We start from the raw sequence: 11760 nt of genomic DNA, 5'->3' as shown, positions 1-11760 counted from the left end.
CCGGGCGCTGCATCTTGCCAAGCGCCGCAAAAGCGACAAGGAATTGCCGACAGTCATCTTCGCAACCCGGAATTCCGGGTCGCCAGCGACCGGATTCCTCGATCGCATACCCTTGGAGCAGACCATGTCCCAGAAGTTCGATGTCAATTTTGTGAAGGCGGCGAAGCCCGCGGGCGGGACGGCGATCGTCCTGCAGGCGCAGGATTCCATCGGCGCACCGGCCGACGCCGACCCCGCAGGCGTCGTCGCCCGGGCGGCGGACGTCGGGCGCTTCAGGGCCAAGGCGCTGAAGAGCCTCGATATCGTCGCGCCGCATGGCTCGCCGTTCGACCGAATCATCCTGGTCGGCCTCGGCGAGCCGGCCAAGATCGTCGCGCACGACTGGCTGAAGGCCGGCGGCGTCGCGGCCGCAAAGGCCCGCGACGCCGAATCGGTGTCGATCTATCTCGACGCGGCCGGCGTCGAGGTCGGCGGTCAGGCCGCTGCCGATTTCGCCCTCGGCCTGCTGCTCGGCGCCTACCGATTCGACACCTACAAGACCAAGAAGGACGAGGACGAGCAGAAGGCCAACGGCAAGAAGCCCGTCAAGGTCACGATCGTCACGGCTGCCGCCGCTGCCGCGAAGAAGGCCTTCGACGAGAGCGAGGCGATCGCCGGCGGCGTCCTGCTTGCGCGAGATCTCGTCAACGAGCCGGCCAACGTGCTCGGCCCCGTCGAGTTCGCCGCCAAGGCCAAGGCGCTGGAAAAGCTCGGCGTCGAGGTCGAGATCCTGACGGAGCGCGAGATGAAGCGGCTCGGCATGGCGGCATTGCTGGGCGTGGCCCAGGGCTCCGCCCGCCCGCCGCGGCTTGCGGTCATGCAGTGGAACGGCGGCAAGCCCAAGGACAAGCCGATAGCCTTCGTCGGCAAGGGGGTGGTCTTCGACACCGGCGGCATCTCGATCAAGCCGGCCGCCGGCATGGAGGACATGAAGGGCGACATGGGCGGCGCCGCCGCCGTCATCGGCCTGATGCACACGCTCGCCGCCCGCAAGGCCAAGGTCAACGCCGTCGGCATTCTCGGCCTGGTGGAGAACATGCCTGATGGTAACGCCCAGCGCCCCGGCGACATCGTCACCTCCATGTCCGGCCAGACGATCGAGGTCATCAACACCGATGCCGAGGGCCGGCTCGTGCTCTGCGACGCGCTCTGGTATTGCAACGAACGCTTCAAGCCGCAGTTCATGATCGACCTCGCAACGCTGACCGGCGCGGTCATGGTCGCGCTCGGCAGCCACCATGCGGGCCTGTTCTCCAACGACGACACGCTTTCCGCCCGGCTGACGGCGGCCGGCCTTGCCACCAACGAGCGGGTCTGGCGGCTGCCGCTCGGCCGGGAATACGACAAGATGATCGACAGCAAGTTCGCCGACATGAAGAACACCGGCGGCCGCTCTGCCGGCTCGATCACCGCCGCCCAGTTCCTGCACCGCTTCGTCAAGGACACGCCTTGGGCGCACATCGACATCGCCGGCACCGCCATGGGCTCGCCGGCCGACGAGATCAACCAGTCCTGGGGCTCGGGCTTCGGCGTGCGGCTGCTCGACGAACTGGTGCGGGCGCAATACGAGAGCTGACCCGCATTGAGCGAGATCCTGTTCTACCACCTGACCGAATCGAAACTGGAAGACGCCCTGCCGCCGCTGCTCGACAAGAGCCTCGAACGCGGCTGGCGGGTCGTCGTCCAGACCGGCACGGCCGAGCGGCGCGACGCGCTCGACACGCATCTCTGGACCTGGCGCGAGGACAGCTTCCTGCCGCACGGCACCGACGAGCAGCCGAACCCCGCCGACCAGCCGGTGCTGTTGACGACGAGCCCCGACAACGCCAACGCCGCGACCGTCCGCTTCCTCGTCGACAACGCCGAACCGCCGCCGCTCGACGCCTACGACCGCGTCATCTTCATGTTCGACGGCCACGACCAGCCCGAGCTCGACGCTGCCCGCAGCCAGTGGAAACGGCTGAGAGGCGAGGGGCACCAGCTGACCTACTGGCAGCAGAACAACGACGGCCGCTGGGTGAAGAACGCCTGAGGGGCAGCGCCCGGTCGGAACCGACGCCGGTAGTCAGTCAGAAGATCGGGCGGAGAAGCATCTCCGCGCCGAGCGCCAGGAGGCAGATCAGGAACCAACGGCGAAACGCGGCCGGCTCTATTCGCGCGCGGATGGACTGCCCGGCCCACATGCCGGCCAGCGCCGGGACCACGGCGAGCGCCGAGGTGCCGAGATTGCCGGCATCGAGGGCGCCGTGCCATGCGAGCCCCGCCGCCAGCGCCACCGTCGAGACGGTAAACGACAGCCCGAGCGCCTGCACGAGGTCGTCGCGATCGAGGGCGAGCGATTGCAGATAGGGAACGGCGGGGATGACGAAGATGCCGGTGGCACCGGTGACGATCCCGGTCACAAGGCCCGCGAGCGGCGACAGCCACCGCTCCATCGCCCGTGGCACCGGAGGCGCCCGCAGCAGCAGGGTGGTCAGCGCGTAAAGGGCCAGTATCCCGCCGAGGGCGGAGGTGGCGGCGGAACCCGGAAGACGGCTCCCGGCGATCAGCGACGACCCGCCGATCGTGCCGAGCGCAATGGCTGCCATCATCGGCCAGAGCCGTAGGACGACGGGGCTCAGGCTGAGGCCTGCGAACAATTGCCAGACATTGGTGACGAAGGACGGCACGATCAGCAGCGCGGCCGCGGCGACCGGCGAGAGCAGCGTGCCGAGCAGCCCCATCGCCACCGTCGGCAGCCCCATCCCCGTCACGCCCTTCACGGTTCCCGCCAGGAAGAAGATCGTGCCCGCGATCAGGGCAAGCTGTAGCGATGCGTCCATGCCTGCCTGATAGCAAATCAGCCGCCGGCGACAATGCGGAATATCCGTGGCCAGGCTTCGGCTGGAACGAAGGCTGAATTCGCGGTAGCATCGTCGCATGCGATTTGACCTGATCGATCTCCGCCTCTTCCTCGCCGTGGCCGACACCGGCAGCATTACCCATGGCGCGGCGAAGATCGGCCTGTCGCTGGCTGCCGCGAGCGAACGGCTGCGCGCGATGGAGGAAGCAGGGCGGGTCAGCCTGCTGGAACGCCGTCGCCACGGCGTGGCGCTGACAGCGGCCGGCGAGGCGCTGGTCCATCATGCCCGCCTGATCGGGCAGCAGATGGTGCAGATGCGCGGCGCGCTGAGCGAGCATGCCATCGGCGTGCGGGCGACCGTGCGCGTGCTGGCCAACACCGCCGCCATGACCGAGGTCCTGCCGGCCCGGATCGGGCCGTGGCTGGCTGCCAATCCGTCCGTCGACGTCGATCTGGAAGAACGTCAGAGCGTCGACATCGCCCGGACGGTTGCCGGCGGCCTTGCCGATCTCGGCATCCTCTCGGAGGCGGTGGACACGGGAAATCTGCGGCTGCACCGGTTCGCCACCGATACGCTGGTGGTTATCGCCGCACCGCAGCGCCGGCTGGCGGCGCCGGTTCGGTTCGCGGATCTCATCGGCGAGGATTTCGTCGGTCTGGTCGACGGGGCCCTGCAGGGCCATGTCGAAGGGCAGGCCGAGCGCCTTGGCAAAAGGTTGAACGTACGCATCCGGGTGCGGACGTTCGAGGGCATCGGCCAGCTGGTGGCAAACGGGGTCGGCATCGGCATCGTCCCGCAGACGGCTGCCCGGCGCCTGCGCCGATCGCTGCACCTGTCGGTCGCTGCCCTCGGCGAACCCTGGGCGATCCGCCGGCTCGCCATCTGCCACCGTGCGGACGAATTGACGAACCCGGCCCGCCGGCTGCTCGAACATCTGGCTGCGACGGCTGCATAGGCCGGCGCCAGAGGTCCCTGGCGCCGTCCCATGAGGATCAGGCGCCTCAGTCGTAGAACGCATCCACGAACTTGCGCCGGCCCAGCATGAAGGCGTCGGCGACGTGGCGCAGCGGCGCGAGGTCGACGTCCGACCTGCCGGCGTGCACGATCTCGGCGAAGCGCTTGTAGAGCATCGGATATTCCTGCTCGGGCTCTTCGTGCTTCAGCACGCCGTCGATCGAGAGCTTCGCGCCCCCCTCGGAGAGCACCATCTCGCCGTCGTCGGTCGCAGCGACGATGTCCCAGCTCTGCTTGCCGGTCTGGCGCCAGTCGAACTCGGCGGAAAGGTCGAGACCGTGGGCATCGGTGAAGGTGATGGCGGCCGCGATCGGTGCGTCGCGGTTCTCCGGAAATTCCAGCGTCGCCTTGGTGATGAACACCGGCCGCGGCAGGATGTGGGTAACGATCGACAGCGCGTTGATGCCGGGATCGAAGACACCGAGGCCGCCCGCCTGCCAGATCCACTCCTGGTTCGGATGCCAGTGGCGGACATCCTCCTTCCAGACGACCTTCATCGAGCGGATGACGGTGGAATTGAGAAACGCCTTCGCCGCCTCGACGGCCGGCGCATAGCGCGAATGCCAGCTGGCGAACAGCGACAGCCCCTTGGCGTCGGCGAGCGCCTGCAGGTCGGCGACCTCGCTGAGCGTCGCCCCCGGCGGCTTCTCCATGAACACGTGCTTGCCGGCCGAAAGCGCCGCATGGGCCGCCTCGTAGCGGTTCTGCGGCGGCATGCAGAGCGAGACGGCCTGGATGGCGGGGACCTTGTCCAGCATCTCGTCGATCGACTTGAAATTGTCGATGCCGTCGACGATGCCGTGCCGGCTGGCGGCGGCCACGAGCTTGAAATCGGGGTTCTTTGCGATCGAGGGCAGGTGCTGGTCGCGGGCGATCTTGCCGACGCCGACGATGGCGAGATGGATCGGGGACATGGTGTTTCGCTCGATTTGTATGATGATTGCAGCGTGTTTTAGCAGAATGGGCGGTAGCGGCAAGAGCGTCTTTTCCAATGGCTGCCTAAGCATTGTGCAACGGCGCCACCGAGCTATTCGCCTTTCGTCTAATCCGGCCGCTCATGCCGGGAAAACAGGCCTTTGCGCTTGAAACCGGACTTGAAATCAGCACTCTGGCTGTGCATGCCGAAGGACAGAAGCAACAAAGCCATGCGGGGAGGAATGCAATGGGAGCGCTGCTCGGCCTCAGCCGAATTATTGATATTGTTACGGAAAGGATCGGCAAGGCGGTGTCCTGGCTGATTCTCGTCGCCGTCCTCGTCAGCGCCGGAAACGCTGTCGTGCGCAAGGTCTTCAACGTCTCGTCGAACGCCTGGCTCGAGGCCCAATGGTATCTCTTCGGCGGCGCCTTCATGCTTGCGGCCGCCTATACGCTGAGCCAGAACGAGCACATCCGCATCGACGTGGTCTACGGGAAGTTCTCGCGGCGGACGCAGCACTGGATCGATCTCTTCGGCCATTGCTTCTTCCTGATGCCCTTCGTCCTGCTGATGGTCTACTACCTCGTTCCCTACGTGACGATGTCCTTCCGCTCCGGCGAGGGGTCGTCCAGCGCCGGCGGCCTGATCGTCTGGCCGGCCAAGGCCATCCTGCTCGCAGGCTTCGTGCTGCTCGCGGCCCAGGGCGTGTCCGAGATCATCAAGAAGATCGCGATCATGCGCGGCGATATGGATGACCCGACGCCCTTCGTGCCCACGCATGCCCCGCTCGATATCGACGTTCCCGCCCAGGAGACCCGTCCATGATCGAGTTCATCGCGGAGAACCTCGCGCCGATCATGTTCGTGTCGCTGGTCGTCTTCCTGCTGCTGGGGTACCCGGTCGCCTTCGCGCTTGCGGCAAACGGTCTGCTCTTCTTCGTCATCGGCGTGGAACTCGCGCCGCTGTCCGATAGCATCAACCTGTCCTGGCCTCTCCTGAATGCCATGCCGGAGCGATTGTGGGGGGTGATGTCGAACGACACGCTGCTCGCCATCCCCTTCTTCACCTTCATGGGGATCGTGCTCGAACGCTCGGGAATGGCCGAGGACCTGCTCGATACGATCGGCCAGCTGTTCGGCCCGATCCGCGGCGGCCTCGCCTATGCGGTCATCTTCGTCGGCGCGCTGCTCGCGGCAACGACCGGCGTGGTGGCGGCATCCGTCATCGCCATGGGCCTGATCTCGCTGCCGATCATGCTGCGCTACGGCTACGACCGCTCCATCGCCTCGGGCGTCATCGCCGCCTCCGGCACGCTCGCGCAGATCATTCCGCCATCGCTCGTCCTCATCGTCCTGGCCGACCAGCTCGGCCGCTCGGTCGGCGACATGTATGCCGGCGCGCTGATCCCGGGCCTGGTGCTGACCGGCCTCTACATGGGCTATATCCTGCTGATGACCTTCATCCGGCGGGATTCGATGCCGGCGCTGCCGCCCGAAGCCCGCTCGCTGGGCGCGGGGGTGACCTCGCTTCTGATCGCGCTCGCCGTCGCCGCCGCGTTCGCCTACGCCGCCCATGTCTATCTCTACCCGACGCAGGGCGAGAACGCCGATATCCTCGGCGCCACCGTCGGTGTCGCCTTCATCTATGTCGTGGCGCTCATCGACAAGAACTTGAACATCAACATGATGTCCCGGCTGGCGCAGCAGGTCATCATCGTGCTGATCCCGCCGCTGGCGCTGATCTTCCTCGTCCTCGGCACCATCTTCCTCGGCATTGCGACGCCGACGGAAGGCGGCGCCATGGGAGCCGTCGGCGCGCTCGTCATGGCGGCGGCGAAGGGGCGGCTCAATCTGGACGTCGTCCGGTCGGCGCTGGCGTCCACCACCCGGCTGTCGGCCTTTGTGCTGTTCATCCTTATCGGCGCCCGCGTGTTCTCGCTCACCTTCTACGGCGTGAACGGCCACCTGTGGGTGGAACACCTGCTCGTCTCCATGCCGGGCGGCGAGGTGGGCTTCTTGATCGCGGTGAACCTGCTGGTCTTCTTCCTGGCGTTCTTCCTCGACTTCTTCGAGCTCGCCTTCATCATCGTGCCGCTGCTCGCGCCTGCCGCCGACAAGCTCGGCATCGACCTGATCTGGTTCGGCGTGCTGCTCGGCATCAACATGCAGACGAGCTTCATGCATCCGCCCTTCGGCTTCGCGCTCTTCTATCTCCGCTCGGTCGCCGCCCGCGTGCCCTATCTCGACAAGGTGACGGGCAAGATGACCGCACCCGTGACGACGGGACAGATCTACTGGGGCGCGGTGCCCTTCGTCGGCATCCAGATCATCATGGTGGCGCTGACGATCATGTTCCCGCAGATGGTCATGCACTACAAGGGCGACGCCGCTGTGGTCGATCCCTCGACGATCAAGATCGAGGTGCCGGGCTTCGGCGGGCAGGGCGGAGGCCTTGGCTTGCCCGACAACGGCGGCGGCCTCGGCCTTCCCGGCGGACTGCAGCTTCCGGGCGGCAATCCCCTCGAACAGCCGCCGGCAGCGCCCGATGGCGGCCAGCCGCAGGGCCAGCCGCAGACCCCGCCGGCAAACGACCTCAGCCAGCCGCCGTCCTTCAACTGACGGCAGCGGATGGACATGGCAGGACGGGCCGGCGGAAGCCGGCCCGTTCCCGTTTGGTCAACGGACGACGAACGCGGCCGTCCGGCCGGCTCGGGCCGATGCCGGCCACCAGTTGCCAATCGCAGACGAATATCCGAAGCTCGTTGCGTGGGAGGGCCAATCGGCCAGTCAGCCGGGAAGTTTGCGGGACATGACGACAGCCAATCTCATCGGGCCTGCCCGCCATGGCAACGCCGGCATCTGCCGGGGGTGCTGGGACCAGATGCACGTGCCGATCCCGATTCGCGGCGTGCTTGCGCTTCCGTTCCGCGCATTCGGCATTACCCGCAGCAAGATGAACCCGAACATCTGCACGATTTGCGAGCGCTCCTTCCGGACCGTCAAGAAACAGCGCCATGTAACCGTCGACGCAACCATCCTGTTCGCCGACATAAGAGGCTTCACGGCCCTGTCGGAGCGGATCGACCCCGTGAGCCTGAGCGAGATCGTCAGCGTGTTCCAGGATCGGTGCGCGCAGGCGATCTGGGCGCATGACGGCATCGTCAACAAGCAGATGGGCGACGGCCTGATGGCGATCTTCAACTTTCCGATCGTCTCGAAGGATCACGCAGCGGCAGCGGTCGAGGCCGCGTTCGATCTGCAGCGCCTGTGCAAGGCAGCGCTCGATGACTTGCGTTCGATGACCGGCGGACCGCAGGGACAGGCACCGGGCGTCGGCGTCGGCATTCACACCGGAGACGTCGAAATCGGCGAATTCTCCAGTTTCCGCAGCGATTTCACGGCGATCGGCGGTGCTGTCAATCTGGCTGCGAGACTCGAAGCCCGGGCCGCCGCCGGCGAGATACTGGTGTCGGCCGAGACGGCCGCCAGGGCGCCGCACCTTATGGACGGGGCCGGGGAACGCCGGCTTGCCCTCAAGGGCTTCGAGCAGCCGGTCCAGGCCCGCGTGCTCGCAGGAAGATCCTGATCGTCAACGAAAAACCCCGGGGCGACGGAGCGCCCCGGGGTTCCCCTGATCGTCAACGAAAAACCCCGGGGCGACGGAGCGCCCCGGGGTTCCCTCGTGCCGCATCTGATCCAGTTTCAGAGCTTTCCGCCGCGCTGCTGGATCATCATGAAGGTGTCGTAATTGTATTCGGCGATCTGGGCGTTGAGGTAATACTCGCCGCGGAAGGCCTTGATCGAGTCCCAGATCTTCTTGAAGGTCGGGTTGGTGTCCTCGATCTCCGCATAGACTTCGTTGGCCTTGTCGAAGCAGGCCGCGAGGATCTCGGGCGAGAACGGGGCCAGCTTGGCGCCGGCAGCGACGAGACGCTTGATCGCCGGCGGGTTCAGCCAGTCGTATTTCTGCAGCATGTTGGCGTCTGCCGCCTGGCAGGCGGTCCGCAGCAGCGACTGGTAGTTCTTCGGCAGGCCCTCGAAGGCCGCCTTGTTGAACAGGGCGTGGACGGTCGGGCCGCCTTCCCACCAGCCGGGATAGTAGTAGTAGGGGGCGACCTTGTAGAAGCCGAGCTTCTCGTCGTCATAGGGCGTCGTCCACTCGGCGGCGTCGATCGTGCCCTTTTCCAGCGACGGATAGATGTCGCCGCCGGCGATCTGCTGCGGCACGACGCCGAGCCGCTCTACGACCTTGCCGGCGAAGCCGCCGATGCGCATCTTCAGGCCCTGCAGGTCGGCGACGGTCTTGATCTCCTTGCGGAACCAGCCGCCCATCTGCACGCCGGTGTTGCCGCCGGGATAGCCGATCAGGCCCTGCGTCGCCAGGAACTCGTTGAACAGGTCGATGCCGCCGCCATGGTACTGCCAGGCGTTCATGCCGCGCGCGTTGAGCGCGAAGGGCACGGCAGCACCCAGCGCCCAGACCGGGTCCTTGCCCCAGTAGTAGTAGGAGACGGTGTGGGCAGCTTCCACCGTGCCGGCGGAAGCTGCGTCCGCCGCCTGCAGGCCGGGAACGATCTCGCCGGCGGCGAAGACCTGGATCTGGAAATTGCCGTCGGTCGCTTCGGAGACGTATTTCGAGATGACTTCGGCGCCGCCATAGATCGTGTCGAGCGACTTGGGGAACGACGAGGCGAGGCGCCAGTTGATCTTGGGGTCTGCCTGCGCCAGCGCGGGTGCGGCCAGCGCGGTTGCCGCGGCAGCGCCCACACCGGCAGCGCCGGCCTTTCTCATGAATGAGCGACGATCCATTCTCTTCCTCCCGATTGCCGGGGCCTCCCGAGCCCCTTTATGTTCGCCGGGAACCTAATCATGGTGGATCACGGGTTTCAAGCGCACGGCGCGATTTACCCCGATGCCGGGCCGTACGACTTTGGTCTAATCGGCGCGGACGTGGGCATCTGCCTGCATTTTCAGCATTTCCGGCGCCGGAGACTGGCGCGATACAGCGGCTCCGTCGGCGAGGAGCGGGCGGCAAAGCCTATCCGGCCATCGCCTCCTCATACTCTGACGAGAGCTCCAGCCAGTGTTCCTCTGCCGCCGCGAGCCTGTCGGCCGCGTCGGAGCGCTCCTTGGCCTTCTGCGCCGCCCTGGCGGGGTTCTTCTCGTAGAGCTGCGGGTCGGCCAGTTCCGTGTCCAGCGCCTGAATCTGTTTCTCAAGCTTTCCGGTCAAGGCTTCGACTTCGTTGATCTTCTTCTTCAGCGGTGCCAGCGAGGCGCGGCGGTCGGCATTGGCCTTGCGCTGGTCGGCCTTGGACAGGCCGTCGTCGCTCAGGACGGGGCGCGCCTTGTCTTCCTTCGGCTTCGGCCCGCCGACGATCAGCGTGCGGTATTCATCAAGGTCGCCGTCGAAATTCGTGACCGTGCCGTCCTTGACCAGCCACAGCCGGTCGACGGTCGCCTCGATCAGGTGGCGGTCGTGCGAGATCAGGATGACGGCGCCTTGATAGTCGTTCAGCGCCTCGATCAGCGCCCGGCGGCTGTCGATGTCGAGGTGGTTGGTCGGCTCGTCGAGGATCAAAAGGTTCGGAGCGTCGAAGGCGGCAAGGCCCATCAGCAACCGCGCCTTCTCGCCGCCGGAAAGGTCCTTCGCCGGCGTGTCCATCTTTTCGGTCGCAAGCCCCATCTGCGCGACGCGGGAGCGCACCTTGGCTTCCGGCGCGTCCGCCATCAGCCGGCGCACGTGCTCGATCGCACTCTGGGTCGGCACAAGGTCGTCCAACTGGTGCTGGGCGAAGAAGCCGATCTTCAGCCCCGGCGCCGTCTTCACCTCGCCGCTGTCGGCCTTGAGCTTGCCGGAGATGAATTTGGCGAAGGTCGACTTGCCGTTGCCGTTGGAGCCGAGCAGCGCGATGCGGTCGTCATTGTCGATGCGCAGGTTCATCCGCTTCAGGATCGGCTGCCCCGGCGCGTAGCCGACGGCCCCGCCGCTGATGGCGACGATCGGCGATGCCGGCTGCTTCTCGGGCTCGGGGAAGGTGAAGCCCTGCACGTGGTCCTCGATCACGGCCGCCACCGTTCCCATCCGCTCCAGCGCCTTGACGCGGCTCTGCGCTTGCCGCGCCTTGGTCGCCTTGGCCTTGAAGCGGTCGATGAAGCTCTGCAGGTGCTTGCGCGCGGCCTCGTTCTTGGCCTTCGCCTTCATCTGCAGTTCGTCGGCTTCCGCCTTCTGCCGCTCGAACTGGTCGTAGCCGCCGCGATAGAAGGTCAGCTTCTTCTGGTCGAGATGGACGATCGCGTTGACGGCGGTGTTGAGCAGGTCGCGGTCGTGGCTGATGATGAGCACGGTGTGCGGATAGCGCCGCACATAGTCCTCCAGCCACAGCGTGCCCTCGAGGTCGAGATAGTTGGTCGGCTCGTCCAGCAGCAGCAGGTCCGGCTCGGAGAACAGCACGGCGGCGAGCGCCACGCGCATCCGCCAGCCGCCGGAGAAGCTCTTGGCGGGCCGCTTCTGCGCCTCGTGGTCGAAGCCGAGGCCGGCAAGGATGCTGGCGGCGCGCGCTTCGGCTGAATGGGCGCCGATATCGGCAAGCCGCGTCTGGATTTCCGCAATCCGGTGCGGGTCGGTGGCGGTCTCCGCCTCCTGCAGAAGGGCCGCACGCTCCTTGTCGGCGGCCAGCACGATCTCGATCAGCGGCTCGTCCGTCCCTGGCGCCTCCTGCGCCACCTGGCCGATGCGGGCGTTCTTCGGCAGCGAGACCGAGCCGGCCTCTGAGACGAGATCGCCGGTGATGATGCGAAACAGCGTCGACTTGCCGGCGCCGTTGCGGCCGACGAGGCCCGCCTTCGTGCCCGAGGGCAGCGAGACGGAGGCGTTGTCGAGGAGCAGGCGCCCGGCGATGCGGGCGGAGAGGCCGGAAATGGTGATCATGACCGGCGTCTATAGGGTGGC

The 11760-nt window shown here is 66.5% G+C and carries 10 protein-coding genes; 6 read left to right on the top strand and 4 right to left on the bottom strand.

Translation table 11 applies throughout. The features are described 5' to 3' along the window. Nucleotides 1-124: 124 nt before the first annotated feature. Entirely contained in the window at nucleotides 125-1615 is a 1491-nt protein-coding gene (locus OCK02_RS19670; RefSeq protein ID WP_263814512.1) for a leucyl aminopeptidase, read from the top strand. 6 nt (nucleotides 1616-1621) lie between these two features. Then, on the top strand, nucleotides 1622-2071 hold the full coding sequence (locus OCK02_RS19665; protein WP_263814511.1) for a DNA polymerase III subunit chi: 450 nt from the start codon (nucleotides 1622-1624) through the stop codon (nucleotides 2069-2071). Between the two features lie 37 nt (nucleotides 2072-2108). Here OCK02_RS19665 and OCK02_RS19660 read toward each other — a convergent pair whose 3' ends face one another. After that, a complete protein-coding gene (locus tag OCK02_RS19660) occupies nucleotides 2109-2861 on the bottom strand; it encodes a sulfite exporter TauE/SafE family protein (RefSeq protein WP_263814510.1) in 753 nt (250 codons plus the stop codon). Between the two features lie 97 nt (nucleotides 2862-2958). Here OCK02_RS19660 and OCK02_RS19655 point away from each other — a divergent pair, with 97 nt between their 5' ends. After that, on the top strand, nucleotides 2959-3837 hold the full coding sequence (locus OCK02_RS19655) for a LysR family transcriptional regulator (RefSeq protein ID WP_263814509.1): 879 nt from the start codon (nucleotides 2959-2961) through the stop codon (nucleotides 3835-3837). Between the two features lie 46 nt (nucleotides 3838-3883). Here OCK02_RS19655 and OCK02_RS19650 read toward each other — a convergent pair whose 3' ends face one another. Beyond that, complete coding sequence (locus tag OCK02_RS19650; RefSeq protein WP_263814508.1) at nucleotides 3884-4810, bottom strand: Gfo/Idh/MocA family protein; 927 nt, start codon at nucleotides 4808-4810, stop codon at nucleotides 3884-3886. A gap of 248 nt (nucleotides 4811-5058) precedes the next feature. On the opposite strand from OCK02_RS19650, the gene OCK02_RS19645 reads away from it, so the two are divergent. From OCK02_RS19645 to OCK02_RS19635, 3 genes are all read left to right on the top strand, one after another. Then, complete coding sequence (locus OCK02_RS19645) at nucleotides 5059-5637, top strand: TRAP transporter small permease subunit (RefSeq protein WP_230803544.1); 579 nt, start codon at nucleotides 5059-5061, stop codon at nucleotides 5635-5637. Next, entirely contained in the window at nucleotides 5634-7430 is a 1797-nt protein-coding gene (locus tag OCK02_RS19640) for a TRAP transporter large permease (RefSeq protein WP_263814507.1), read from the top strand. The genes OCK02_RS19645 and OCK02_RS19640 overlap by 4 nt, the downstream gene beginning before the upstream one ends. A 190-nt stretch (nucleotides 7431-7620) precedes the next feature. Then, nucleotides 7621-8397: an adenylate/guanylate cyclase domain-containing protein gene (locus OCK02_RS19635; RefSeq protein ID WP_263814632.1), complete on the top strand. Its 777-nt coding sequence runs from the start codon at nucleotides 7621-7623 to the stop codon at nucleotides 8395-8397. 116 nt (nucleotides 8398-8513) lie between these two features. On the opposite strand, the gene OCK02_RS19630 is transcribed toward OCK02_RS19635, so the two are convergent. Next, a complete protein-coding gene (locus OCK02_RS19630; protein WP_263814506.1) occupies nucleotides 8514-9620 on the bottom strand; it encodes a TRAP transporter substrate-binding protein in 1107 nt (368 codons plus the stop codon). Nucleotides 9621-9849: 229 nt separating this feature from the next. Next, nucleotides 9850-11739: an ABC-F family ATP-binding cassette domain-containing protein gene (locus OCK02_RS19625; protein WP_263814505.1), complete on the bottom strand. Its 1890-nt coding sequence runs from the start codon at nucleotides 11737-11739 to the stop codon at nucleotides 9850-9852. Between the last annotated feature and the right edge of the window lie 21 nt (nucleotides 11740-11760).

Source organism: Rhizobium sp. TRM96647 (assembly GCF_025780115.1).
In the GTDB taxonomy this organism is placed as follows: Bacteria; Pseudomonadota; Alphaproteobacteria; order Rhizobiales; family Rhizobiaceae; genus Mycoplana.
This window is presented reverse-complemented; position numbering and strand designations above follow the sequence as displayed.

Excerpts from the sequence above, each read along its gene's own strand:
- OCK02_RS19670 (WP_263814512.1), top strand. The coding sequence starts at position 125 with ATGTCCCAGAAGTTCGATGTCAATTTTGTGAAGGCGGCGAAGCCCGCG.
- OCK02_RS19660 (WP_263814510.1), bottom strand. The coding sequence starts at position 2,861 with ATGGACGCATCGCTACAGCTTGCCCTGATCGCGGGCACGATCTTCTTC.
- OCK02_RS19655 (WP_263814509.1), top strand. The coding sequence starts at position 2,959 with ATGCGATTTGACCTGATCGATCTCCGCCTCTTCCTCGCCGTGGCCGAC.
- OCK02_RS19650 (WP_263814508.1), bottom strand. The coding sequence starts at position 4,810 with ATGTCCCCGATCCATCTCGCCATCGTCGGCGTCGGCAAGATCGCCCGC.
- OCK02_RS19645 (WP_230803544.1), top strand. The coding sequence starts at position 5,059 with ATGGGAGCGCTGCTCGGCCTCAGCCGAATTATTGATATTGTTACGGAA.
- OCK02_RS19640 (WP_263814507.1), top strand. The coding sequence starts at position 5,634 with ATGATCGAGTTCATCGCGGAGAACCTCGCGCCGATCATGTTCGTGTCG.
- OCK02_RS19635 (WP_263814632.1), top strand. The coding sequence starts at position 7,621 with ATGACGACAGCCAATCTCATCGGGCCTGCCCGCCATGGCAACGCCGGC.
- OCK02_RS19630 (WP_263814506.1), bottom strand. The coding sequence starts at position 9,620 with ATGGATCGTCGCTCATTCATGAGAAAGGCCGGCGCTGCCGGTGTGGGC.
- OCK02_RS19625 (WP_263814505.1), bottom strand. The coding sequence starts at position 11,739 with ATGATCACCATTTCCGGCCTCTCCGCCCGCATCGCCGGGCGCCTGCTC.